The sequence below is a fragment of the Pseudomonas marvdashtae genome, assembly GCF_014268655.2.
Lineage (GTDB): Bacteria > Pseudomonadota > Gammaproteobacteria > Pseudomonadales > Pseudomonadaceae > Aquipseudomonas > Aquipseudomonas marvdashtae.
The window spans coordinates 211774-236747 of sequence record NZ_JABWQX020000002.1; the positions used below are offsets into that span (position 1 = coordinate 211774).

Genomic DNA, 24974 nt, shown 5'->3' on the forward strand with positions numbered 1-24974 from the left:
TAGGGGCCGCTTCGCGCCCCAGCGGGGCGGTGCGACGTTTCGCTAAATCCCCTCGCCACAACACTGCACGCCTCAAAACTCAAGAGTCTGGGTAGGGTTTCGGCACTGAGACAACCTGTCACGCGACAAAAGACCACGCCGTCCATCGGCAAATATGCGACTACTCTTTGAACATTGCTTGATCCAGATCAATGCCTGCCCAGGCGTTGCGCTGGGGGCCACCTGGCCAGAATCCTGCGTCGTGACGGTTCTAAAAAAAGAACGATTTGAAAAGCATCGCACTCCATATCCCTGGGGGCTGTGATGCAAGCCCCGCCCGCAGCCGGTTTTACCTGACAGAGGAAGACTTATGTTCGGTTTGGAGGCGCTCGATCTCGCCCGAATCCAGTTCGCGTTCACCATTTCGTTCCACATCCTGTTCCCGGCCATCACCATCGGCCTGGCGAGCTACCTGGCGGTACTCGAAGGCTTGTGGCTCAAGACGCGCGACGATACGTACCGCGACCTGTACCACTTCTGGTCGAAGATCTTCGCCGTCAACTTCGGCATGGGCGTGGTGTCCGGGCTGGTCATGGCCTATCAGTTCGGCACCAACTGGAGCCGTTTTTCGGACTTTGCCGGTGCAGTCACCGGGCCGCTGCTCACCTATGAGGTGCTCACGGCGTTCTTCCTTGAAGCGGGTTTCCTCGGTGTCATGCTGTTCGGCTGGAACCGCGTGGGCCGTGGTCTGCACTTCTTCTCCACGGTCATGGTGGCGATCGGCACGCTGATCTCGACCTTCTGGATCCTGTCTTCCAACAGCTGGATGCAAACCCCGCAGGGCTACGAAATCATCGACGGCCGGGTGATTCCGGTGGACTGGCTGGCGGTGGTGTTCAATCCGTCGTTTCCTTATCGTCTGTTGCACATGTCCGTCGCGGCATTCGTCGCCACGGCGTTCTTCGTCGGTTCCTCGGCGGCCTGGCATCTGCTGCGCGGGCGCGACAATCCGGCCATTCGCCGCATGCTCTCGATGGCGATGTGGATGGCCTTGCTGGTGGCGCCGGTGCAGGCGGTCATCGGTGACTTCCATGGCCTCAACACGCTCAAGCATCAACCGGCGAAAATCGCCGCGATCGAAGGTCACTGGGAAAACGTTGGCGATGAGCCCACGCCGCTGATCCTGTTCGGCTGGCCGGACATGAAGGCGGAGGAAACCAAATACGCGGTGGAAATTCCCTACTTGGGCAGCCTGATCCTGACTCACTCGTTGACCGATCAAGTGCCGGCTCTCAAGGAGTTTCCGCCCGAGGACCGGCCAAATTCGACCATCGTGTTCTGGTCGTTCCGGGTCATGGTTGGCCTGGGGCTGCTGATGATTTTCACCGGCCTGTGCAGCCTCTGGCTGCGCCGCAAGGACCGGATCTACCAATCCCGGCCGTTCCTTCACCTGGTGCTGTGGATGGGGCCGTCAGGCCTGGTCGCGATCCTGGCCGGCTGGTTCACCACGGAGATCGGGCGACAGCCGTGGGTGGTCTACGGGCTGATGCGCACGGCCGATGCGTCGTCTGGCCACAGCTTTGCGCAGATGAGCTTCACCCTCGTCATGTTTGTGGTGGTGTATTTCGCGCTGTTCGGTGCGGGGCTGAGCTACATGTTGCGCCTGGTACGCAAGGGCCCGGTGGCCCACGAAGCCGAGCCGAGCGACGGTGGCCCGGGCCAGAAACGCACCCCGGCCCGTCCATTGTCGGCAGCCAACGAAGGCGACGACGAAGTGGACCACAACGACAGCTCGCACAAGGGGAATTGAGTCATGGGTATTGATCTTCCGCTGATCTGGGCCGTGGTCATCATCTTCGGCATCATGATGTACGTGATCATGGACGGCTTCGACCTGGGTATCGGCATCCTCTTTCCCTTCGTCAAGGGCGAGCGTGATCGCGATGTAATGATGAATACCGTCGCGCCGGTCTGGGACGGTAACGAAACCTGGCTGGTGCTCGGCGGTGCCGGGCTGTTCGGGGCGTTTCCGCTGGCTTATTCGGTGGTGCTTTCGGCGTTGTACCTGCCGTTGATCCTGATGCTCATCGGCCTGATTTTCCGCGGCGTGGCCTTCGAGTTCCGCTTCAAGGCCAAGGCCGAGAAGCGGCACCTGTGGGACAAGGCGTTCATCGGTGGTTCGCTGACGGCTACCTTCTTCCAGGGCGTCGCGCTGGGGGCCTTCATCGATGGTTTCGAGGTGGTCAATCGCCAATTTGCCGGCGGCTCGCTGGATTGGTTCACGCCGTTCACGATGTTCTGCGGTCTCGCGCTGATTGCCGCCTATGCCTTGCTCGGCTGCACCTGGCTGATCATGAAGACCGAAGGCAAGCTGCAAGAGCAGATGCACGACCTGGCGAGGCCACTGGCATTCGTGGTGCTGGCCGTGATTGGTGTCGTCAGCATCTGGACGCCGCTGGCCCACGCCGACATCGCGGCGCGCTGGTTCACCTTGCCGAACCTGTTCTGGTTCCTGCCGGTGCCGATCCTTGTGCTGGTCACGATGTACGGATTGTTCCGCGCCGTGGCCCGGAACGCCAACTACACGCCGTTCATCCTGACCCTGGTGCTGATCTTCCTCGGCTACAGCGGTTTGGGCATCAGCTTGTGGCCGAACATCGTGCCGCCGTCCATCTCGATCTGGGACGCCGCGTCACCGCCACAGAGCCAGGGTTTCATGCTGGTTGGCACGCTGTTCATCATTCCGTTGATCCTGGTGTACACCTTCTGGAGCTACTACGTGTTCCGGGGCAAGGTGACCCATGACGATGGCTACCATTGACCGACCTGCGAGGTGCCGAGGATGGCCAAGCCTGACTTGAAAGACATCGAGGCCGCCGAACGCAAGCCGTTATGGCAGCGGCTCGGTTGGCTGGTAATGATTTGGACCGGTAGCGTGCTGGCACTGTTTATCGTGGCCAGCTTGATGCGGATGTTCATGAACGCCGCGGGCCTGACCACCCACTGACTTCCCATCCCGTTGCCTTGCGGCACGGTTTACGCCCTCCTGAAAAGGGAGGGCTTTTTTTTGGATGAATTATCTACGGGCTTTTAGAATCACGAATTTCGGCGTCGCCGCGACCTGCTCGACGCCGCGGAACAGCCGCGCCAGCTTGCTGTGGTAGCCCAGGTGACGGTTGCCGACGATGTACAGGGCGCCGCCGACCACCAACGCTTCGCGAGCTTGCTGGAACATCCTCCAGGCGAGGAAATCGCCCACAACCTGCTGCTGGTGGAACGGGGGGTTGCACAGCACCACATCCAGCGATTGCGGCTCTTGTCCGGCGAGCCCATCGCCGGCCCGCAGGGTCACTTCGCGCTGGCCCAGGGCGGCTTGCCAGTTTTCCGTGGCCGATTGGATGGCCATGTACGACTCGTCCACTAACGTGTAGTGAGCCTCGGGGTTGTGCAACGCGCTGGCGATTGCCAGCACACCGTTGCCGCAGCCCAGGTCCGCGACGCGGGCTGTGCCGAGGTTTTTTGGCAAGTGCGGCAGGAAGGCGCGAGTACCGATGTCCAGTCCTTCACGACAGAACACGTTGGCATGGTTGAGCAATTCGATCTTCGGCTCGTCCAGCCAGTAACGAGTGGGATAGGGGGAGACGGCTGGCGTCATGGCTTGAGGCGTGGCAATCAACAGACGGGCCTTTTTTACCGCCAGGGAGGCCTGCACCGTCCCGATGTAGCGTTCCAGCAGGTCGCCTGCGGCCCGTGGCAAATGCTTGACCATGGCGGCTGCAATGACTTGCGCGCCTGGGGCCAGGTGCCCTTGTAGCCGGATCAGTTGCTCTTCCAGTAGCGCCAGGGTTTTAGGGACTTTGATCAGGACTCGGTCAAAGGGGCCTGTCAGCGCTTCGCTGGCTGGTACGATCGGTATCGCGTCGAAGGGCAGGTTGTTGCGCACCAGGTTTTTTTCCAGCGCCTGCAGTGCCAGGAACGAGTCGCCGCTGCTGGTGACCTTGACCTTGCCCACCAGGCTGGCCGCGAGGGCGCCGAAGCCATCATTGAGTACTAACACTCGGGACTCGGCGCTCGGCTGTTGTTCAGCCAGAAACGCAAGCAGGTATTCATCGGCCGCATCAAAGGCTTGCAGTGGTTCGTTCGGCTGTTCGGGCTGGCGGATCAGGTCGAGTTGGGCGAAGGGGCTGTCGAGCAAGGGCATGGCTGGGACTCTGGCAAATCAACGGATGTCCCGCTGCCCTGGGGCAGGCTTGTCAGCGGGACCGCCTGAATGAACTGCATCGCGCGCTTCGCACGTCATCATTCAAGTGGGCCGTAAATGGTACGTTTTTTTGTCAGGTATTACTCGTGGGTTTTTCAGGTAGGCGATCGTGCTTCGCTCCCTAAATCATATGGATGTGGGCCGCTTTGGCCACCGCCGAGATCTTGTTGGTCACGTTCAGTTTTCGCATGCAGCTGCATACATGGAAATTCACGGTGCGTTCGGAAAGGCATAGGATCCTGCCAACTTCCGACGCGGTCTTGCCTTCGGCGGACCATCTCAACACTTCTATCTCTCGGGGCGAGAGATGACAGACCTGTGGCGGCGCCATTGCGCCAGACAGCTTCTTGCCCGCCAATGCATGCAACCTTTGGCTGGCAAAAATGGCATAGCCAAGATTTCCGTAATGCTCATCGGCATCGATACGGCAATGGGTCCTGGCAAGACTGAACAAACTATAATGGGCGCCGTATTCGTCATGAACCGCTTGGGTCCAGCCATGTTTGAGGCCTTGCCGATTGAGTTCTCGCCATAACTGCGGGGCCTCGGAAAAAACTTGCTCGCTCCACAGAACGGGCACTGAGGATTGATTGCAATGAGCTATTATTGGGTCGGTGGAGGCATACCCATTTCGTTCATAAAGTCTTTCCCACCCATAAGGGTAATTATTGAGGTTTATCTTGCTGGCAGGTTGATCAGGCAGAGTCGAATGCGCAACAAAGGCGCAATATTCAAACCCCTGAAAATTGAAGAAATCCAGTGCCAGGCGATAAGCTCGTTGCAAGTCCTTTTCACACGATAGCTTCCGTAGTTGCGTATCCTTCCACACGTCCATTGCGCTCTCCTTGGGGTGAATTAAGGAACGTGGATCCAATTCGGTCACGCGAAAATGAGTGTAGGACTATTCCTAACATGCAGTTAGATTTTTTTCGGTTGTATTAGGAGTTTGGTTATTGAGAAAGGCCTTTTGCTAGTTGCTTTCCGATACAACCATTCTTGTTTTGTAGAAGTTTGCCGTGCCAGGTTTTGAAAGTGTGGCGCTACGCTATCATTCGTCGCCGGTGGTTAATGGGCTTACTTTGCGGGACACTGGTGTTCTTGTCTTATTGGAGTGCCTCATGACCGACAATACGGAAAAGTTCACCCGCCAGACGCTGATCGATGTGCAACCGTTGACGTCGCACTTGTTTACATTGCGGACCACTCGGGATCGTGGCTTTCGTTTCCGGGCCGGTCAGTTTGCCCGGCTGGGTGTCGTCAAGCCGGACGGTTCTACCGTCTGGCGCGCCTATTCCATGGTGTCTTCGCCGTTCGACGAATTTCTCGAGTTCTTTTCCATCGTGGTGCCGGACGGTGAGTTCACCAGCGAGCTTAGCCGCTTGAAGCCGGGGGACAGTTTGCTGGTCGACCGCCAAGCCTTCGGTTACCTGACATTGGACCGTTTTGTCGACGGTCGCGATTTATGGCTGTTGTCCACGGGGACGGGCGTCGCGCCGTTTCTCTCGATATTGCAGGACTTTGAGGTTTGGGAAAAATTCGAGCGAATTATCCTGGTCTATAGCGTTCGCGAAGCGCGGGAGCTGGCGTATCAAGAGCTGATCGAAGGATTGGCCCGGCGAGACTACTTGGCTGAGTACGCCCATAAATTGCGCTTTATTGCGACGGTCACCCGTGAGCAGTATCCGGGCGCCCTTAATGGACGCATTACCACGCTGATTGAAAATGGCGAGTTGGAACAGGCCGCCGGCGTCGCGCTGACGCCAGAGCATTCGCGGGTCATGTTATGCGGCAATCCGCAAATGATCGACGACACGCGCCAGTTGCTAAAGACCAGGGGGTTGCGCCTGAGTCTGACCCGTCGGCCGGGCCAAGTGGCAGTGGAAAACTACTGGTAAATGGCGCCCCGTGGACACCATTTTTTAGCGCGAAGGGTCAGGGCCGTTCGTTCTGGGCCTTGAGCAGATCGCGGATCTCGCTCAGCAGTTGTTCTTCCTTGGAGGGAACAGGGGGCGCGCTCGGAGCGACGGCCTCTTCGCGCTTGAGACGGTTGATGGCCTTGACACCCATGAAAATGGCGAAAGCGACGATGATGAAGTCCACCATCGTTTGGATGAATTTGCCATAGGCCAGCATTACCGCAGGCGTATCGCCCTGGGCGGCCTTGAGTGTGATAGCCAGATCACTGAAATCCACTCCGCCGATCAACAGGCCGAGTGGTGGCATGACCACATCGCCAACAAATGACGAAACGATCTTGCCAAAAGCGGCACCGATGATGATCCCGACGGCCATGTCGACGACATTGCCCTTGACCGCGAAGGCCTTGAACTCGCTTAGCACGCCCATGAGTTGTTCCTTGTGACAGATGAGATTGATACCGGCAGTGTAAGTCAGCTAAACGGGTCTCGCTCGACATGCCTGCTTACAAAGCTTGCCTGTTATCGACCCGGCTCCCCGCAAAAAGTTTACAAAGTGCCACCAATCGCGCGTGATACGCGGTTTTTGGCGGATTCCCTACATCGTTTTTTCTATCAAGACGGTACGGTATTTCTATTTAGGGTTTGGTTTTTACAGCACTAGCCTCTGAAAGGCGCACATGGATGCGCTTTATAAAATCAGAGGAAAATTCCAATGAACACTTCCCTTGGCCTCGGCGCTTTTTCCAATCGCCATTCCCTCGTTGTGCTGACCGCCAGCCTGTTTTCCTTATCCGTCAACGCCGCTACCCTCACCCGTGACAACGGCGCTGTTGTGGGTGACAACCAGAACTCGCAAACCGCCGGCCCCAATGGCCCGACGCTGTTGCAGGATGTGCAATTGATCCAGAAACTGCAGCGTTTCGATCGTGAGCGGATCCCCGAGCGCGTCGTGCACGCCCGTGGTACCGGTGCCCATGGCGAGTTTACGGTTTCCAATGACCTGAGCGACCTGACCAAGGCCAAAGTCTTCGCCGCTGGCCAGGTCACGCCGGTGTTCGTGCGTTTCTCCGCCGTCGTGCATGGCAATCATTCGCCGGAGACGTTGCGAGACCCTCGCGGCTTCGCCACCAAGTTCTATACGGCGGACGGTAATTGGGATCTGGTAGGCAATAACTTCCCGACATTTTTCATTCGCGACGCCATCAAGTTTCCCGACATGGTCCATGCGTTCAAGCCCGACCCGCGGACTAACTTGGATGATGACTCCCGGCGTTTCGACTTCTTTTCCCATGTCCCCGAAGCGACCCGCACGCTGACCGAGTTGTATTCGAACTCCGGTACGCCAGCCAGTTATCGCGAGATGGACGGTAACGGCGTACACGCTTACAAACTGATCAACGCCAAAGGCGAAGTCAGTTACGTAAAGTTTCATTGGAAAAGTTTGCAGGGGCTGAAGAACCTCGATCCGAAAGAAGTTGTGAAAGTTCAGGGTCAGGATTACAGCCACATGACCCACGACTTGGTCAGTCACATCAACAAGGGCGACTTTCCAAAGTGGGATTTGTATGTACAAGTCCTCAAGCCGCAGGACTTGTCCACGTTCGACTTCGACCCGTTGGACGCCACCAAGATCTGGCCGGATGTACCTGAGCGCAAAGTTGGGCAAATGGTCTTGAATCGCAATCCGGCAAATGTTTTCCAGGAAACCGAACAGGTGGCGATGGCGCCGGCAAATCTGGTTCCGGGTATCGAGCCTTCGGAGGATCGCCTGTTGCAAGGCCGGGTCTTCTCATATGCCGATACGCAAATGTACCGGGTCGGGCCGAACGCCCTGCAATTGCCGATCAACGCTCCCAAGGTTGCAGTAAACAATGGCAACCAGGACGGCGCGATGAATTTCGGCGGCACCAGTACCGGCGTGAATTATCAGCCGAGCCGTTTGATGCCACGGGAAGAACAGCCAGCGGCACGTTATAGCCAGGCAGCGCTGAGCGGCAGCACCCAGCAGGCGAAAATCCAGCGTGAGCAGAACTTCAAGCAGGCCGGCGATCTGTATCGTTCGTTCAACCAGAAGGAGCGCAATGATTTGATCGAAAGCTTCGGTGGCTCGCTGGCGACCACCGATGACGAGAGCAAGCACATCATCCTGTCGTTCCTCTACAAGGCTGATCCTGAATACGGCACTGGCGTGGCACGTGTCGCCAAAGGCGATCTGGCGCGGGTCAAGGCGCTGGCCGAGAAACTGAGCGACTGATGCCTCTTGCGGGGGTCGGGTTGGCTCGGCTCCCGCAGTTCTGTGTCATTAAGGAGAGGCCATGATGCACAAATTGCTTTTTTCGATGTTCGCGGCGTGGTCATTGAATGCGTTGGCAGAACTGCCTGTAGTTGCCGATCCGGCTGCGGTACAGGAGCAATTGCAAACCTATTATTTTGACGCCGCTCGACGGGGCGACGTGCCGATGCTCGATACCTTCATCGAGGCCGGCTACTCCCTCGACACCCGGGATGAGAAGGGCTACACCGCATTGATCCTGGCGGCTTATCACGGCCATGCTCGCGCCGTGGAGCGGTTGTTGGCCGCTGGTGCGGATGCCTGTGCCCAAGACAAACGCGGCAACACCGCCTTGATGGGGGCCATCTTCAAGGGCGAGGTGCAGATCGCGCGTCGTCTGTTGTCCACCGATTGCAGCCCGGACCAGCGCAATGGCGCGGGACAGACCGCCGCGATGTATGCCGGTCTGTTCAAGCGTGGCGAGTTGCTCGACGCCTTGAAGGCCAAGGGTGCCGATCTGGAAGCCAGGGATCGGTTGGGCAATACCGCGACGGATCTGGCCAGGGGTGAAATCAGAATGCCGGCCCCGCAGTGAAGCCTGGCTAGGCTATCATCGCGGTTTTACCCGGAGGTCAGATGGCCAAGGCAAAGCGCATGTACGGCTGCACCGAGTGCGGCTCGACCTTTCCCAAGTGGGCCGGCCAGTGCAGTGAATGCGGGGCTTGGAACACCCTGACCGAAACCATGGTGGAAAGCGGCGGGGCGGCGGCGCCTACCGGGCGCACGGGTTGGGCTGGCCAACAGGCGCAGATCAAGACCCTGGCCGAAGTCAGCGTCGAAGAAATCCCGCGCTTTTCAACGGCCTCCGGCGAATTGGACCGGGTGCTGGGCGGCGGCCTGGTGGATGGCTCGGTGGTGCTGATCGGTGGTGACCCGGGCATCGGCAAATCGACCATCCTGTTGCAAACCTTGTGCAGCCTGGCCGCGCGCATGCCGGCGTTGTACGTCACCGGCGAGGAATCCCAGCAACAGGTCGCGATGCGCGCCCGGCGCCTGGGATTGCCCCAGGATCAGTTGCGGGTCATGACCGAAACCTGCATCGAAACCATCATCGCCACGGCCCGCCTGGAAAAACCCAAGGTCATGGTGATCGACTCGATCCAGACGATTTTCACCGAACAGCTTCAATCGGCCCCGGGCGGCGTGTCCCAAGTACGCGAAAGCGCGGCGCTGCTGGTGCGTTATGCCAAGCAGAGCGGCACGGCGATTTTCCTGGTGGGGCATGTCACCAAGGAAGGTGCGCTGGCAGGCCCTCGGGTGCTGGAGCACATGGTTGATACCGTGTTGTATTTCGAAGGCGAATCCGATGGTCGCCTGCGGTTATTGCGGGCGGTGAAGAATCGCTTCGGTGCGGTCAACGAACTGGGCGTGTTCGGCATGACCGATAAAGGCCTGAAAGAAGTCTCCAACCCTTCGGCGATTTTTCTGACGCGGGCCCAGGAAGAAGTGCCAGGCAGCGTTGTCATGGCCACGTGGGAAGGGACTCGGCCCATGTTGGTGGAAGTCCAGGCACTGGTGGATGACAGCCACTTGGCGAACCCACGTCGCGTCACCCTGGGCCTGGATCAGAACCGGCTGGCCATGCTGCTGGCCGTCCTGCACCGGCACGGTGGGATTCCTACCCACGACCAAGATGTTTTCCTCAACGTCGTGGGCGGCGTCAAAGTGCTGGAGACTGCCTCTGACCTGGCGTTGATGGCGGCGGTCATGTCCAGCTTGCGCAATCGACCCCTACCCCATGATTTGCTGGTGTTTGGCGAAGTCGGATTGTCAGGCGAAGTCCGACCAGTACCTAGTGGTCAGGAGCGGCTCAAGGAAGCGGCCAAGCATGGCTTCAAGCGCGCCATCGTGCCCAAGGGCAACGCGCCGAAGGAAGCTCCGGCGGGGTTGCAGATCATTGCCGTGACGCGGCTGGAACAAGCGTTGGATGCGTTGTTCGAGTAACACAAGGGGAGCACGTTGATTCAGATCTGGATCAACGCCCCCAGCTCCCGCTCCAGCTCGTCATGGTCGGCCAAGTTGAGCTCTACCAATCGGCGCAAATGTGCAATGGAATCCAAGTCGATGTGTTCGCAGACGAAACCCAAGTGGCCATGGTCGTCGTGAGTCAACCGGACCTCCATCTTGACTTCAGCTTCAGGGCTTAGATGTATGTCGGCCATGAACGGCTCTTCGGGTTTGCCGAGCCAGGGTTCGGGCTTTTCGATCAGTAGCCCCTTGAGGGACAAATCCAGCAGCTTTACCGGCCAGATGAACGGCCCTTGGCTCAGTTCGGTCTTGGCATGGAACTCGATTCGTACGAAGCGGCGGCGTTCGCTCATTACGTATTCCCTCTGGAGATTCACTGACTATAGACCCTATGGGCAGGCCATCGTGCCCGTCCGGCCGGTGACAGACGAATGTCGGGGTATGGCCTTTACGCCTGTTAGCGCTAAACTCCGGCTGTCTGTCTTTCTGTCCAACCTGGCTGGAATATAAAAATGAACAACAATAATAGCCTGCTACGCCATGTACCCTGGCTACTGCTGGCCGTCGTAGGGGCGTGCGCCCTGGGCGTCGTCGCCTTGCGCCGCGGAGAGCCGATCAACGCCCTCTGGATCGTCGTCGCAGCCGTGGCCATTTACCTGGTCGCCTACCGCTACTACAGCCTCTTCATCGCCAACAACGTAATGCAACTCGATGCGCGCCGGGCCACGCCCGCCGTGCTCAACAACGATGGCCTGGACTTTGTCCCGACCAACAAACACATTCTTTTCGGCCACCACTTCGCGGCCATTGCCGGCGCGGGTCCGCTGGTCGGGCCGGTGCTGGCGGCGCAGATGGGCTATCTGCCCGGCACGCTCTGGCTGATCGCCGGCGTGGTGCTGGCCGGTGCGGTGCAGGACTTCATGGTCCTGTTCCTGTCCACCCGCCGCAACGGTCGCTCCCTGGGCGACATGGTGCGCGAGGAAATGGGCCGCATCCCCGGCACCATCGCGCTGTTCGGCTGCTTCCTGATCATGATCATCATCCTCGCGGTGCTGGCGCTGATCGTGGTCAAGGCCCTGGCCGAGAGCCCGTGGGGCATTTTCACGGTGATGGCGACCATCCCGATCGCGATGTTCATGGGCATCTATATGCGCTACATCCGCCCGGGCCGCATCGGTGAAATCTCCCTCATCGGCGTGCTGTTGCTGCTGGGCTCGATCTGGCTCGGTGGCCAGGTTGCCGCGGACCCGGTCTGGGCCAAGGCCTTCACCTTCACCGGCGTGCAAATCACCTGGATGCTGATCGGCTATGGCTTCGTCGCTGCGGTGTTGCCGATCTGGCTGATCCTGGCGCCGCGGGACTACCTGTCCACGTTCCTCAAGATCGGTACCATCATCGCCCTGGCGATCGGCATCCTGGTCACCATGCCCGAGCTGAAAATGCCGGCGCTGACCCAGTTCACCGACGGCACGGGACCGGTGTGGAAGGGCGGGTTGTTCCCGTTCCTGTTCATCACCATTGCCTGCGGCGCGGTCTCGGGTTTCCATGCGCTGATCTCTTCCGGCACCACGCCGAAGATGCTGGATAACGAAGTCAACGCCCGCTACATCGGTTACGGCGGCATGTTGATGGAGTCGTTCGTGGCGATCATGGCGATGGTCGCCGCTTCGGTGATCGAGCCGGGCGTGTACTTCGCCATGAACAGCCCGGCGGCGATCGTCGGCGGTGACGTGGTGGCCGTGGCGCAAACCATCAGCGGCTGGGGCTTTGCAATCACCCCCGAGGCGCTGCAAGCGGTGGCCAAGGACATCGGCGAGACCACCATCCTGGCCCGCGCCGGCGGTGCGCCGACCCTGGCGGTGGGTATCGCGCAGATCCTCCACTCGGTACTGCCGGGTGAGAACACCATGGCGTTCTGGTACCACTTCGCGATCCTGTTCGAAGCGCTGTTCATCCTCACGGCAGTAGACGCCGGCACCCGTGCCGGGCGGTTCATGCTGCAGGATCTGCTGGGCTCGTTCGTGCCGGCCCTCAAGCGCACCGAATCCTGGACCGCCAACCTGATCGCCACCGCCGGCTGCGTCGCGCTGTGGGGTTACTTGCTGTACCAGGGCGTGATCGATCCGCTGGGCGGCATCAACACCTTGTGGCCGCTGTTCGGCATCTCCAACCAGATGCTGGCCGGTATCGCCCTGATGCTCGCCACCGTGGTGCTGATCAAGATGAAGCGCCAGCGCTACGTCTGGGTCACGCTGCTGCCGGCGGCCTGGCTGCTGATCTGCACCACCACCGCGGGCCTGATCAAGCTGTTCGACGCCAACCCGGCGATCGGCTTCCTGGCCCTGGCGCGCAAATACAACGATGCCCTGGCCGCCGGCCAGATCCTGGCCCCGGCCAAGAGCATCGAGCAGATGCAGCACGTGGTGTTCAACGCCTACACCAACGCAACGCTGACGGTGTTGTTCCTGCTTGTGGTCTTCAGCATCCTGTTCTACGCGCTCAAGGTCGGCATCGCCGCCTGGGGCACGAAAGAACGCACGGACAAAGAAGCGCCATTCCAGGCCCTGCCGGACGCTTGATCGAGGATTGCAACGATGTTCAATGACTTGAGTCGCCTCGGTAAATACCTCGGTCAGGCCGCGCGCCTGATGGTCGGCATGCCCGACTACGACAACTACGTCGAGCACATGCAAACCAAGCACCCGGACAAACCGCTGATGGACTACGAGGCGTTCTTCCGAGAACGCCAGGAGGCCCGTTACGGTGGCAAGGGTGGGCCCAAGTGTTGTTGAGTTGAGGTGATGACTGTGGGAGCGAACTGTTCGCTCCCACAGTTGTTTTGTGCCCCTTCATTAACTTCTGAACAGGAGATCCAGTTTGTCCTCTCCCATCCCGGTCACGATCCTCAGCGGATTCCTCGGTGCAGGCAAGACCACCTTGCTGCGCCATCTGCTCAAGGCCGAGCACGGCCTGAAAATCGCTGTGATCGAAAACGAATTCAGCGACGCCGGGATCGACACCCAGCTACTGGGTGACGAGCCGGTGCAAGTCATGACCCTGGCCAACGGTTGTGTCTGCTGCACGATTCACACCGACCTGACCAAGGCCCTTTATCTACTGCTGGAACGGCTGGACAGCGGGGAAATCCACTTCGATCGCCTGGTGATCGAATGCACGGGACTGGCCGACCCGGCACCCGTGGCCCAGACCTTTTTCATCGACGAGGATCTGCGCGAGCGCTATATCCTCGACGGCATTCTGACCTTGGTGGACGCGGCCCACGCCGAAATCCACCTGACCCAGGCCATCGCCCAGGCCCAGGTCGGATTTGCCGACCGGTTGCTCCTGAGCAAGACCGATCTGGTGGATGCGGCTCAGGTCAAGGCACTTGGCGAGCGGTTGACGCGCATTAACCGACGGGCGCCGATCCGGGTCGTAGAACACGGCAACATCGACTTGGCCGAACTGCTCGACATCCGAGGATTCAATCTCAACGCGGACCTGGGCGCCGGGTTCAGTCTTCGTCCGGTTGGCAAGGCAACCACGGGCGATCGAATCAGCAGCCTCGTGCTGCGCACCGACAAGGCGCTGGATATCGACAAGCTCAGCGAGTTCATGAACCAGCTGCTGGAAGAGCACGGCAAACAATTGCTGCGCTACAAGGGTGTACTGAACATCGCAGGTGAACCTCGTCGACTCGTTTTCCAAGGGGTACTCAAGCTGTACGGTTTCGACTGGGACACCGAATGGGCGCCAGGCGAAGCTCGGGAAAGCGTGATTGTGTTCATAGCCGATGAACTGCCCGAAGAGAAAATCCGTGCGGGTTTTGAAGCAATCCTGCTTTGACCAAAGATATGTGGGCAGACTGAAAGTACGCGGCTCGCCTTATATCCAGGCGTGCGGGCGCGGGCTTGTTATTTGGACATGTTTCCCTGCGCCAATAAAAAAGACCCACACCTTTCGATGTGGGTCTTTTTTTATCGGTTGGACGGGCTAGATCAAGCGCCGTAAACCGGCAGCTTCTTGCAGATAGCCTTGACCTTCTCACGCACGGTGTCGATCACCGCTTCGTTGTTCAGGTCAGCCAGGATGTCGCAGATCCAGCCGGCCAGTTCCTTGCACTCGGCTTCCTTGAAGCCGCGAGTGGTCACGGCCGGGGTGCCGAAGCGCAGGCCCGAGGTGACGAACGGGGAGCGTGGATCGTTTGGCACCGAGTTCTTGTTCACGGTGATGAACGCCTTGCCCAGCGCCGCATCGGCGTCTTTGCCGGAGATGTCCTGCTTGATCAGCGACAGCAGGAACAAGTGGTTCTCAGTACCACCGGACACCACGTCGAAGCCGCGTTCGATGAATACACCGGCCATGGCCTTGGCGTTTTTCACCACTTGCTGCTGGTAAGTCTTGAACTCAGGCTGCAGGGCCTCTTTGAAGCAGATCGCCTTGGCTGCGATCACGTGCTCCAGCGGACCACCTTGCGCGCCTGGGAAGACAGCGGAGTTCAGCTTCTTCTCGATGTCGGCGTTGGCACGGGCGAGGATCAGGCCGCCACGTGGACCGCGCAGGGTCTTGTGGGTGGTAGTGGTGACAACGTCGGCGAACGGTACGGGGTTCGGATAGACGCCCGCGGCGACCAGACCGGCAACGTGGGCCATGTCGACGAACAGGTAGGCACCGACTTTATCGGCGATTTCGCGGAAACGCGGAAAGTCGAGGATCTGCGAGTAGGCGGAGAAGCCGGCCACGATCATTTTCGGCTTGTGCTCGAGGGCCAGGCGCTCGACTTCGTCGTAGTCGATCAGGCCGTTGCCGTCGATGCCGTACTGGATCGCGTTGTACAGCTTGCCCGAGGAGGAAACGCTGGCGCCGTGGGTCAGGTGACCGCCGTGGGCCAGGCTCATGCCCAGGATGGTGTCACCGGCCGACAGCAGCGCCAGGTATACGGCGGCGTTGGCTTGGGAGCCTGCGTGCGGCTGGACGTTGGCGTAATCGGCGCCGAACAGCTCCTTGGCGCGGTCGATGGCCAGTTGCTCGACCACGTCGACGTACTCGCAACCACCGTAGTAGCGCTTGCCCGGGTAGCCTTCGGCGTACTTGTTGGTCAGTACCGAGCCTTGAGCTTCCATCACCGCGGGGCTGGTGTAGTTTTCCGAAGCGATCAGCTCAATGTGCTCTTCCTGGCGCTGAGCTTCTTGCTCCATGGCGGCAAAGAGATCGGCGTCGTACTTGGCAATAGTCAAATCACGGCTGAACATGGCGGTCCTCAAGGATCGGGGCAGAAAAGGGGGGCATTCTAACCCAACCGGTTTTGGAAGGCATATGAAAGGACGTCATGTCGCGGACGAATGGGTTTCACGCACAATCGAGCCGTGTCCCGGCAGCCTCAATCAAGCATGAACAACGCATCGTTGCTGAACTGCGCTTCAAACCGATTGGCCGGCATCGGCCGACCGAACAGGTAGCCCTGGACTTCGTCGCAGCCATGCTCACGCAGGAATTCCAATTGCTCGTGGGTCTCGACGCCCTCGGCGATCACCGCCAGGTTGAGGCTGTGGGCCATGGCGATGATTGCCCGGGCGATCTGCGCGTCCTGTTCGCCGGACGGCAGGCCATCGACGAAGGTACGGTCGATCTTCAGCACGTCGATGGGGAATTGCTTGAGGTAGTTGAGCGATGAATAACCGGTGCCGAAGTCATCCACCGCGATGCTCAGCCCCAGGTTTTTCAAACCGGCCAGGATCTGCATCGCTTCGCTGACCTCACGCATCAGGATGCTTTCCGTCAGCTCCAGTTCCAGGCATGCCGGCGGCAGGCCGGTGCTGCGCAGGATATTGGCGATGCGCGTGCCCAGTTGGCCATCGGAGAACTGCCTGGCCGAGATATTGACCGAGACTTTCGGCACCCTGACCTTGGTCTGGTGCCAGGTCTTGAGCTGGCGACAGGCCTCGCTGATCACCCAGTCGCCGACGTCCACCACCAGCCCAAGCTCTTCGAGCACCGGGATGAAATCCCCCGGCGGCACCAGTCCGCGACGTGGATGACGCCAGCGCAGCAAGGCTTCGGCACCGGTCAGGCGCTTACCGTCGCCGCTGAACTGGGGCTGGTAATACAACACGAATTCGTTTTGCTCCAGCGCATGGCGCAGGTCGCTCTCCAGCTCCAGGCGCTCCAGGGCGCTGGCGTTCATGTCGGCCTGGTAGAACTGGAAATTGTTCTTGCCGCGCTCTTTGGCGTGATACATGGCCGTGTCGGCGTTTTTCATCAATTGGCTCAGTTCGTTGCCGTCCTGGGGGCTCAGGGCGATGCCGATACTGGCGGTAACGAAAAACTCCCGGCCTTCGAGCACGAATGGCCGGACCAGGCTGGCAAGAATCTGTTCGGCCACGGTAATCGCCCGGTTCAGCGCCATTTCCCGACTGGCTCGTGGTTGCAGCAGCAAGGTGAATTCGTCGCCGCCCATGCGCGCCACGGTGTCGTCGTCAGCCACGCAGCCGAGCAGGCGCGTGGCCATTTCCTTGAGCATCCGATCGCCGGCGGCGTGGCCCAGGGAGTCGTTGATAGGCTTGAAACGGTCGAGGTCGAGGAACATCAGCACGACCCAGGTTTTCTGCCGCTCGGCCGATTGCAGTGCAGTGTGCAGGCGGTCCTGGAACAGCGTGCGGTTGGGCAGATGGGTCAGGGCGTCGTAGTAGGCCAGGCGGTGGATGCGCTGTTCGCTGGCCTTGCGTTCGCTGATGTCGCTGAAGAAACACACGTAGCTGGCCAGGTCGCCTTCGTCGTCGAGCACCGCAGTGATGCCGACCCAGGCCGGGTAGTGCTCGCCATTGCGGCGCTTGAGCCAGACTTCGCCTTCCCAAGTGCTGTGCTGTTGCAATTGCTTGAGCACGTAACGCAGGTGAGCTTCCTGTTGGTCATCCACGGTCAGCATGTTGGGCAACTGGTCCAGCACTTGCGATACCGCATAACCGCTGACGCGGCTGAACGCTTCGTTGGCCTGGACAATGTAGCCGGCCGGATCGGTGATGAGGATGGCCGAGGTCGAGTGCTCGAATACCGTCGCGGCCATGCGCAGGTCCTTTTCGGCGCGACGCTGCTGGCTGATGTCCCGGCCTACGCCCAGCACGCCTTCGAACGCGCCATTGTCATCCCAGACCAGCACCAGCCGCAGCTCGATGGGAATCTTGCGCCCGTCGGCACGCAGGCAGTCGAACAGGAACAACTGGGTCTGCATCTGATTGCGCAGCTCGGCCAGTTGTTCGGGCTTGTCGAGGGCCTTGCTGACCCGGTCCATGAGGGAATGGATGCCGGTCAGTTGGGCCGGATTGGCGATGGTCGATTGCCAGCCGCTCTGGAAGATCCAATCGGCGGTATAGCCCAGCACCGCCTGGACCGACGGACTGACGTAGTTGAGCGACAGCTTGCTGTCGGTGGAGAAAATCACGTCGCTGATGCTTTCGGCGAGCATCCGGTAGCGTTGCTCGCTGTCGCGCAGCGATTCGCTGGCCTCGATCTGCTCGGTGATGTCCTTGGCCACGCCGATGATCCGGGTTACCTGATCGTAGCGGTCACGCGCGAGGGCCTGTTCGCGCACTTCGAAGCATCGCCATTTGCCGTCGCGATGACGAAAGCGCAACTGGCATTGAAGCAGTTGCGTATATCCACCCCGTCGCTGCTCCTGCCGCAGGTTGTGGTAGTGATCGGCATCGTCGCTGTGCAGCAGGATTTCCCAGAAATATTCGCCCATCTGGTGCAGTTCGGTACGGTCGTAACCGAGCGTCTGGCCCAGGTGATGGTTGCTGAAGATCATCCGCTGGCTGATGACGTCCTGCACATAAAGATGATCCGGGACGGTGCGTACCACGTCGGACCAGAAACCCTCGCGCTCAAGCAGAGACAGCTCGATCAGCTTGCGGCTGGTGATATCGCTGATGCTCAGGATGACGGCGTTGTAGTCGTCCTGTGTTTCGGGCAGGCGCAGCACCAGCCACAAGTGCTGATCCCGCCCATGGGCGTCCTGGAGCCTGATTTCCAGTTCCAGTTGCTTGTGCTGGTCAAGCAACGCTTCGAGCAGTGTCGAGCCGACCGGGTTGTTGTCCTTCGCCGCGTTGCCCACCAGCAATTGCCAGGCCTGTTCACACGAGTCGACATTGAGCAGCTTCAAGGCCATCTGGTTGACTTCGGTGACGTGCACTTGCTGTTGCAGCTGTTCGAGCTGTTGCGGAATCTGCAGCCAGGCCCGCAGTTGCTCCCCATCGTGCAGGCCGGCCTTGGCGAAGAACGCCTTGAGTCCGGACAGGTCAAGCACGCAGAGGGCCACGCCGGTGCCCTCGAAGATGTCCTGGTAGCGGCGACGTCCTTCATGCAATTGACGCTGGCGCCGACGCATGTTCAGCAGCGCAATCACCGGCAGCATCGAAAACGCCAGGCCCAGCAAGCATTTACCGATAAAGGCGGGCAACAGTTGCTCCAGCACCTGGCTTCGATCGAACAGCCCGCGCAACTGCCAGTCGCTGCTGCTCAGCGGTACGGTCAACACGGTGTTGCTGAGGTCCTGCGTGGTCAACTGGGCGCGGCTGGACGTCGGCAGGCTTTCGTCGCGGCTGATGATTTGCTGATTGAGACGGTTCTCCACCAGCCACAACGGACGCAGGCCCGTATCGGCCTGCTTGGTCAAGGTCGAAAAGAAGCTTGGGGTCAGGCGCAACGCCCAATAGCCACGAGTGCTGCCGCTGGCCTGGTGCAACAACAGATGCACGACGGAGCCGTCTTCGGCGTTGCTGAAATAGTGCGCCTGGGCGCGGCTGCGCCGTACGAGTTCGCTCAGGTACTCGGCGTCGTGGCTGTTGGCGTCGCTGTCACTGAGTACCCTGCCGGAGGGGCTCAGCAAGGCGAGGCTGCGCAACTCGGGCAGCGATTGCTGAAGCTTGCGCAACAGCGAATGCTGTTCGTCGACGCTTTGCGGTTGTTCGACGATTGGTAACAGATTGAGGGCGATTTGCGCATTCAGGGCCATGTTCAGGCTGACTTGCGCGGCCAGGTCGGCGGTGTAGTCAATGGTGTATTGGCGCTGCTGCTGCTGGGTTTCGCGCAGTTGATCGAGCAACTGCCAGAAAAGCAGGCCCAGTAGCAACAGCACCAGCGAGGCCAGCCCGCCCTTCAATGTCCCGCGCAGGGGCAGGCCAGGCACAGCAGTCGGTGCACGTGGGGACGAGGGCGGCGTGACATTGGACAAGCTGTAATCCTGCGGTTTGCTGGACTGGCGCGACGTGCACTATAAGCCGGACGCCCGAAGGGCGGCTAGCATGCCTTGACTTGTGGCAAAGTGCCAGTCCTGGGCGGCTGGACCTTGACCGACGGTTGAGGTAGCTTTGCCGGTCAAACAAGAGCGTTCCAGCTCCAGATTCCCAGGCTCTATCCGTCCGCAGGCATTGATGTTCGTCAAGAGCCCGCGCCGCGCATGGCCTGGCACGTTCTTTTCACCTGTCACTGACGCTAGGTTCACCATGGCTCAATACGTATTCACCATGCATCGGCTGAGCAAAGTTGTTCCGCCGAAGCGGGAAATCCTGAAAAACATTTCTCTGTCCTTCTTTCCTGGCGCCAAGATCGGCGTGCTGGGCCTCAACGGTTCGGGTAAGTCCACGCTGTTGAAAATCATGGCCGGCGTCGATAACGAATTCGACGGCGAAGCCCGTCCGATGCCGGACCTGAACATTGGCTACTTGCCGCAAGAGCCGCAGTTGGACCCAACCAAGACCGTCCGTGAAGTGGTCGAGGAAGCGGTCAGCGTGATCAAGGACGCCCAGGCGCGTCTCGACGAGGTCTACGCCGCCTACGCCGACCCGGATGCCGACTTCGACAAGCTGGCCGCCGAACAGGCCAAGCTCGAAGCGATCCTGCAGGCCAGCGACGGCCACAACCTCGATCGCCAGCTGGAAGTCGCCGCCGATGCGCTGCGCCTGCCGGCCTGGGACGCCAAGGTCGAGCACCTCTCCGGTGGTGAGAAGCGCCGCGTGGCCTTGTGCCGCCTGTTGCTGTCGGCCCCGGACATGCTGCTGCTCGACGAACCGACCAACCACCTGGACGCCGATTCTGTCGCCTGGCTCGAACATTTCCTGCACGACTTCCCAGGCACCGTGGTTGCGATCACGCACGACCGGTACTTCCTGGACAACGTCGCCGGCTGGATCCTGGAACTCGACCGCGGCGCGGGCATTCCGTACGAGGGCAACTACTCGGGTTGGCTGGAAGCCAAGTCCGATCGTCTGGCCCAGGAGTCCAAGCAGCAGTCGGCCCATGAAAAAGCCATGAAGGAAGAACTGGAGTGGGTGCGCAAAGGCGCCAAGGCCCGCCAGTCGAAATCCAAGGCTCGCCTGCAACGCTTCGAGGAAATGCAGTCCCAGGAATTCCAGAAGCGCAGCGAAACCAACGAAATCTACATCCCGGCCGGTCCGCGCCTGGGTGACAAGGTCATCGAGTTCAAGAACGTCAGCAAGGGCTATGGCGACCGCGTGCTGATCGACAACCTGTCGTTCTCCATGCCCAAAGGCGCCATCGTCGGCGTGATCGGTGGTAACGGCGCGGGTAAATCCACGCTGTTCCGCATGCTGATGGGCAAGGAAACTCCGGATTCGGGCACCATCGAGATCGGTGAAACCGTGCAACTGGCCTGCGTCGACCAGAGCCGCGAGGACCTGGACGGCAGCAAGACCGTGTTTCAGCAGATATCCGATGGTTCCGACCAGATCCGCATCGGCAACTATGAAATCCCGTCGCGCACTTATGTGGGCCGCTTCAACTTCAAGGGCGGTGACCAGCAGAAGTTCGTCAAGGACCTCTCCGGTGGTGAGCGCGGTCGCTTGCACCTGGCGTTGACCTTGAAAGAGGGCGGCAACGTCCTGCTGCTCGACGAACCGTCCAACGACCTCGACGTCGAAACCCTGCGTTCCTTGGAAGAAGCGCTGCTGGACTTCCCAGGCGCCGCCATTGTGATCTCCCACGATCGGTGGTTCCTCGACCGCGTGGCGACCCACATCCTGGCGTACGAAGACGACTCGCAAGCGGTGTTCTTCGAAGGTAACTACACCGAGTATGAAGCCGATCGCAAGAAGCGCCTCGGCGAAGCGGCCGCCCAGCCGCATCGTGTACGCCACAAGAAACTGGCCTGATAAGGTCGGTTGCATAAAAAACGGAGCCCTCGGGCTCCGTTTTTTATGGGGTAAACCTTATCAAGGCGAGTACCGTGCAAACTCCCTCCCCACGGTGTCTCAGTCTGGCGTCAAGTCAATCGCCACCACCTCAATGACCATATCTCCCATCGGTCGCTTCCAAGTCGCCTCATCGCCAATCCTGGTGCCCAGCAGAGCCCGCCCCAACGGCGATCCCCAGTTGATCAATCCGCTGGCGGCATCGGCCTGGTCTTCACCGACCAGTTGCACTCGCTGTTCGTGATCATGCTCATCGGCAAAAGTCGCCCAATGCCCGATCCGCACCTGGTCCGAATCACTGGGCGTAACCACCTGCGCGCTTTGCAGTCGCTGGTTGAAATAGCGCAAGTCCCGTTCAAGATCGGCGACCCGCTGTTGGTCCACCAGATCTCCTCGGGCTGCCTGTTGGCCGTGCAAGGCCTGCAATTCGGCGACCTGGGCCTGGAGCTGGGCAAATCCGGTGGGCGTGACGTAATTGGGTTGCGCGCTGACTTGGCGTTCGACCGGCTGATCGGCCTGGGCAGCGGCGTTGTCTTCGTTGACGAAAGCGCGGCTCATGGTGTTCTCCTCTTATTGGAGTTTGGGCCATGGTCGCAGGGATTTGGTTTCGACGAATATCTGTACGCGACTCATTGCGAGCGGTAAGCCCGAGCGGCGTCCCGATCCTTTTCCTGCCGTCCTGCCGGATCCACTCATATCAGAAGTCTAGAAGCGGATTCGTCAGAAGGACGTGAAAGCGCGGTGATCAATCCGTTCAGTAGTGATACCACTTCACTTCGAGCATCACCTCGTTCTCCGGCGAGGCCAGTTGGCTGAACTCCCGCTGGGCGCTCAGGCGCAACCCGAGGTTACGGGACAATTCCCACTGCTGATTCAGACTCAGGCTACGGCGCACTTCGCCGTTGACGAAGTAATCACCCTTGGCTTCCAGGCTCAGGTTGCCCAGCGGGTTTTTCCACAGCACGCCGCTGTTGAAGCCGGCGGCCGGGGCGATGAATTGGGCGAAGTCGTTGTTGTGCTCGACGCGCACCGTGCCCAGGGCAAAGCCCAGCACATCCTCGCCCAACGCCCAGGTGCCGCCAGCGCCGCCGTTGACGTGACTGACCAGGGTTTCATCGTCGTGCTTGCCCGGCACCCGTTCCAGGCCGCCCGTCACCTGCCAGGACAGCGGTTGCAGCAGCTCGTTGCGCGGGGTCAGCGAGCGAATCGTCGCCAGATCCAGTTGCTGTAGCTGCCAGTCATTGCCTTCGTATTGGCGCAATTTCAATTGCAGGATTTCAATCTGCGCACCCAGCGGGAAGCTCTCGGCGTTGTCATTGAGGTCGTGGTAGGCCATGCGCAGGCCGTATTCACCGAACGCCCGGTCGCCGCGTGTGCCAAGGCCGGCCTGCCAGGTGCGCGATTCGTGGCCATCTTCGGGCAGGCCCGGCTGCGGGATATCCAGTTCCGGCGCAGGGTTCTGGTTGATTGCCCGCAGCAATTCGAAGCTGCGCTGGGAGCGTTTCGGATCACGCTCCTGACCGTTGGCGCGGTAGCGCTCCAGTCGATAGGCAGCGTCGATGATCAGCGCCTGGCGTTCGCGCGGCAGCGCCTTGAAAGCGGGGGCTTGAAGCTGTTGCTGATCGGCGCTGACCTTCAGTACCCATTGTTGTTCGTCATCGCTGAGGGGGTCGGCGCGGCTTAGCAACTCCCGCTCACGGGACGGCCGATACTGGATGCTTTCCACCAGTCCGGCTTCCTTCACGGCCTTGACGGTGTCGGTGGGAATTGCCGTCAGAGGGAATTGTTCGGTCAGCCGCAGACTGGGGCGAGCGACTTGCAGCAGTTCGAGTAATCGATAGGAGCAGTTTTCATCGAAGAAGAAATAATCAAACTGGATCTGTTTGAGCTCCCAGACGTGCTCGACCATGCGCTCGGTTTCCGCCTGGCTGAGGTTGAGGCGGTATTCCCACAGGTCGCGGTTCTCCAGGCTACGGTACTCGGAGAGTTTTTCCTGGTACGGCACCAGGGCGAACAGGCCCGGATAGCCGCCCATCAAGCCCTTCCAGGCATAGAGAATGCTGTTGTCCGAACCTTCGATGTAGGCACCAAAGTTAATCGCGTAGCTGAGCAGGGCGGTCTTGTCGCTTTGTACGTCGGCCTGGTCGATGCGCAGCAAGGTATGACCGAACATCGATGACGGGCTGTTCAGGTACGCGGCGGGGAAAATCATTACCGCGCTGTGGGGCGATACGTCCTTGAACCATTGGGTGAATTCGCTGCAATCAACGGCTGGCAGATCGGTGAGATTGAGCTGCGCCTTCAGCCAGCGGGTTCGCGCCGGGTAGACGCATTGGGCATGTTGCTGGCCGGCGCTGGCCGGACCATAGAGCGCTTGCAGCGTGGCGCTCAACTCGCGGTCGGGGTGTTCGTTACCGTCCGGGGCGAGGAAGAATTTCTTGTCGCTGATGTAGCTGCGCCAGCCGCCGAGCTTGGCGGTTTCGTAGTGCCCCAGGGAAATCCAGAAGCGGTCGTTGGACAATTGCTGCAAACGTTGGGTGTCGACATGGGGTGCGGCGGACAGCGGGGCGCACACACAGAGCGCCAGCCAGGCAAGGCGTTTGAGCATAGTCGGCTACTTTTGAAGTCGAAAAAAAAGACCAACAGGGGCCCAGAAAAGAAAACCCGCTCCCCGAGAGGAGCGAGTGGTGTCGAGCTTAAGCTTGAGTTGCGTACTTGGCCAGACGTGGATCGTTTTTCAGTACCGACAGGGTATTGGTATGCACGTCCTCTGCGGTCACGTCAGCTTTGCTGAAGATCTGCTGGAAGTGCTCGTGGGTGACGGCGGAGAAATGCGCGCGATCTTCCGGCGCAACGCCCAGTACCACGGCATAAGTCGTCAGTGCTTCGCCCTGACCCTTGGCCATGTCTTCGGACAGCTCGTTCATCATGCCATTCATGGCCAGCCACGACTTGCCACCGTAGGTCAGTGCCGCGTTGGTCGAGCAACCGTTGGTGCCGGAGGTCATGCCAAAGGTGGCGTTGCCGGAAGTGCCGTTGGTGGTGGATGCCAGGAAGTGAGCCGGAGTGCCACGCTGACCTTCGAACAGCATGTTGCCCCAACCGCAATCCGGACCGCCCGGGGCCTGAGCCATGGCGTTAATGGATACAGCGGTGAAGAGAGTACCGAGAAGAATCCGTTTCATAGCTATGTTCTCTTTATGTGCATACCAATGGACAGGGTCTGGCCCCTACTGGCGCCAGTGGGCCGGTTATTGTTCCAGCCGCGCAGTTTGGAGTTTAGGCACGATCCGAGGGTTCCGTGACATTTT

The 24974-nt window shown here is 59.9% G+C and carries 20 protein-coding genes; 11 read left to right on the forward strand and 9 right to left on the reverse strand.

The genetic code is table 11. The features are described 5' to 3' along the window. Positions 1-349: 349 nt before the first annotated feature. From HU742_RS20710 to HU742_RS20720, 3 genes are read left to right on the forward strand one after another with little or no spacing between them, the layout of a single operon-like run. Positions 350-1789: a cytochrome ubiquinol oxidase subunit I gene (locus tag HU742_RS20710; protein ID WP_186638735.1), complete on the forward strand. Its 1440-nt coding sequence runs from the start codon at positions 350-352 to the stop codon at positions 1787-1789. A gap of 3 nt (positions 1790-1792) precedes the next feature. Beyond that, positions 1793-2800 (forward strand): cytochrome d ubiquinol oxidase subunit II, encoded by a 1008-nt coding sequence (gene cydB, locus HU742_RS20715; protein ID WP_186644254.1) that lies wholly within the window; start codon positions 1793-1795, stop codon positions 2798-2800. A 21-nt stretch (positions 2801-2821) separates the two neighbouring features. Continuing rightward, the gene (locus tag HU742_RS20720; protein ID WP_186610888.1) at positions 2822-2986 is read left to right on the forward strand and encodes a DUF2474 domain-containing protein; all 165 of its coding nucleotides are present in this window, start codon (positions 2822-2824) and stop codon (positions 2984-2986) included. Between the two features lie 69 nt (positions 2987-3055). Here HU742_RS20720 and HU742_RS20725 read toward each other — a convergent pair whose 3' ends face one another. Together HU742_RS20725 and HU742_RS20730 are read right to left on the reverse strand one after the other, a co-directional pair. After that, the gene (locus tag HU742_RS20725) at positions 3056-4180 is read right to left on the reverse strand and encodes a methyltransferase (RefSeq protein WP_186644253.1); all 1125 of its coding nucleotides are present in this window, start codon (positions 4178-4180) and stop codon (positions 3056-3058) included. Positions 4181-4361: 181 nt separating this feature from the next. After that, positions 4362-5075 carry an autoinducer binding domain-containing protein gene (locus HU742_RS20730; RefSeq protein WP_186644252.1) on the reverse strand — a complete coding sequence of 238 codons (714 nt, stop codon included), beginning with the start codon at positions 5073-5075 and terminating at the stop codon, positions 4362-4364. 283 nt (positions 5076-5358) lie between these two features. On the opposite strand from HU742_RS20730, the gene HU742_RS20735 reads away from it, so the two are divergent. Further along, a complete protein-coding gene (locus HU742_RS20735) occupies positions 5359-6135 on the forward strand; it encodes a ferredoxin--NADP reductase (RefSeq protein ID WP_186638738.1) in 777 nt (258 codons plus the stop codon). 37 nt (positions 6136-6172) lie between these two features. On the opposite strand, the gene mscL is transcribed toward HU742_RS20735, so the two are convergent. Next, positions 6173-6586 (reverse strand): large-conductance mechanosensitive channel protein MscL, encoded by a 414-nt coding sequence (mscL, locus tag HU742_RS20740; RefSeq protein ID WP_186638739.1) that lies wholly within the window; start codon positions 6584-6586, stop codon positions 6173-6175. A gap of 285 nt (positions 6587-6871) precedes the next feature. Between mscL and katB the strand changes: the two genes are divergently transcribed. The 3 genes from katB (at position 6872) to radA (ending at position 10435) form a co-directional block, all read left to right on the forward strand. Continuing rightward, positions 6872-8413, forward strand: coding sequence for a catalase KatB (gene katB / locus HU742_RS20745; protein ID WP_186638740.1), 1542 nt, complete (start codon positions 6872-6874; stop codon positions 8411-8413). A gap of 64 nt (positions 8414-8477) precedes the next feature. Beyond that, the gene (locus HU742_RS20750) at positions 8478-9026 is read left to right on the forward strand and encodes an ankyrin repeat domain-containing protein (protein ID WP_437179905.1); all 549 of its coding nucleotides are present in this window, start codon (positions 8478-8480) and stop codon (positions 9024-9026) included. 41 nt (positions 9027-9067) lie between these two features. Then, a complete protein-coding gene (gene radA, locus HU742_RS20755) occupies positions 9068-10435 on the forward strand; it encodes a DNA repair protein RadA (RefSeq protein WP_186638742.1) in 1368 nt (455 codons plus the stop codon). Positions 10436-10455: 20 nt separating this feature from the next. Here radA and HU742_RS20760 read toward each other — a convergent pair whose 3' ends face one another. Next, positions 10456-10812 (reverse strand): PilZ domain-containing protein, encoded by a 357-nt coding sequence (locus tag HU742_RS20760; protein WP_186638748.1) that lies wholly within the window; start codon positions 10810-10812, stop codon positions 10456-10458. A gap of 159 nt (positions 10813-10971) precedes the next feature. Here HU742_RS20760 and HU742_RS20765 point away from each other — a divergent pair, with 159 nt between their 5' ends. The 3 genes from HU742_RS20765 to yjiA all read left to right on the forward strand — a co-directional run bounded on the left by HU742_RS20765 (position 10972) and on the right by yjiA (position 14305). Beyond that, positions 10972-13038 (forward strand): carbon starvation CstA family protein, encoded by a 2067-nt coding sequence (locus tag HU742_RS20765; RefSeq protein WP_217828403.1) that lies wholly within the window; start codon positions 10972-10974, stop codon positions 13036-13038. 15 nt (positions 13039-13053) lie between these two features. Continuing rightward, positions 13054-13251 (forward strand): YbdD/YjiX family protein, encoded by a 198-nt coding sequence (locus HU742_RS20770; RefSeq protein WP_003201656.1) that lies wholly within the window; start codon positions 13054-13056, stop codon positions 13249-13251. Between the two features lie 85 nt (positions 13252-13336). Further along, positions 13337-14305: a GTPase gene (yjiA, locus tag HU742_RS20775; RefSeq protein ID WP_186641746.1), complete on the forward strand. Its 969-nt coding sequence runs from the start codon at positions 13337-13339 to the stop codon at positions 14303-14305. A gap of 152 nt (positions 14306-14457) precedes the next feature. Here the strand turns inward: yjiA and glyA are convergent, their stop codons facing one another. After that, positions 14458-15711, reverse strand: a complete 1254-nt coding sequence (glyA, locus tag HU742_RS20780; RefSeq protein WP_186645267.1) for a serine hydroxymethyltransferase — start codon at positions 15709-15711, stop codon at positions 14458-14460. Positions 15712-15839: 128 nt separating this feature from the next. Next, a complete protein-coding gene (locus tag HU742_RS20785) occupies positions 15840-19688 on the reverse strand; it encodes a sensor domain-containing protein (protein WP_186641749.1) in 3849 nt (1282 codons plus the stop codon). Between the two features lie 271 nt (positions 19689-19959). Here HU742_RS20785 and ettA point away from each other — a divergent pair, with 271 nt between their 5' ends. Next, positions 19960-21624: an energy-dependent translational throttle protein EttA gene (gene ettA, locus HU742_RS20790; RefSeq protein WP_181290000.1), complete on the forward strand. Its 1665-nt coding sequence runs from the start codon at positions 19960-19962 to the stop codon at positions 21622-21624. 99 nt (positions 21625-21723) lie between these two features. On the opposite strand, the gene HU742_RS20795 is transcribed toward ettA, so the two are convergent. From HU742_RS20795 to HU742_RS20805, 3 genes are all read right to left on the reverse strand, one after another. Further along, positions 21724-22221 (reverse strand): GreA/GreB family elongation factor, encoded by a 498-nt coding sequence (locus tag HU742_RS20795; protein WP_186645269.1) that lies wholly within the window; start codon positions 22219-22221, stop codon positions 21724-21726. Between the two features lie 196 nt (positions 22222-22417). After that, positions 22418-24271, reverse strand: a complete 1854-nt coding sequence (locus HU742_RS20800) for an Lnb N-terminal periplasmic domain-containing protein (protein ID WP_186641753.1) — start codon at positions 24269-24271, stop codon at positions 22418-22420. Positions 24272-24359: 88 nt separating this feature from the next. After that, entirely contained in the window at positions 24360-24848 is a 489-nt protein-coding gene (locus HU742_RS20805; RefSeq protein ID WP_186613019.1) for a DUF3015 domain-containing protein, read from the reverse strand. Positions 24849-24974 lie beyond the last annotated feature (126 nt).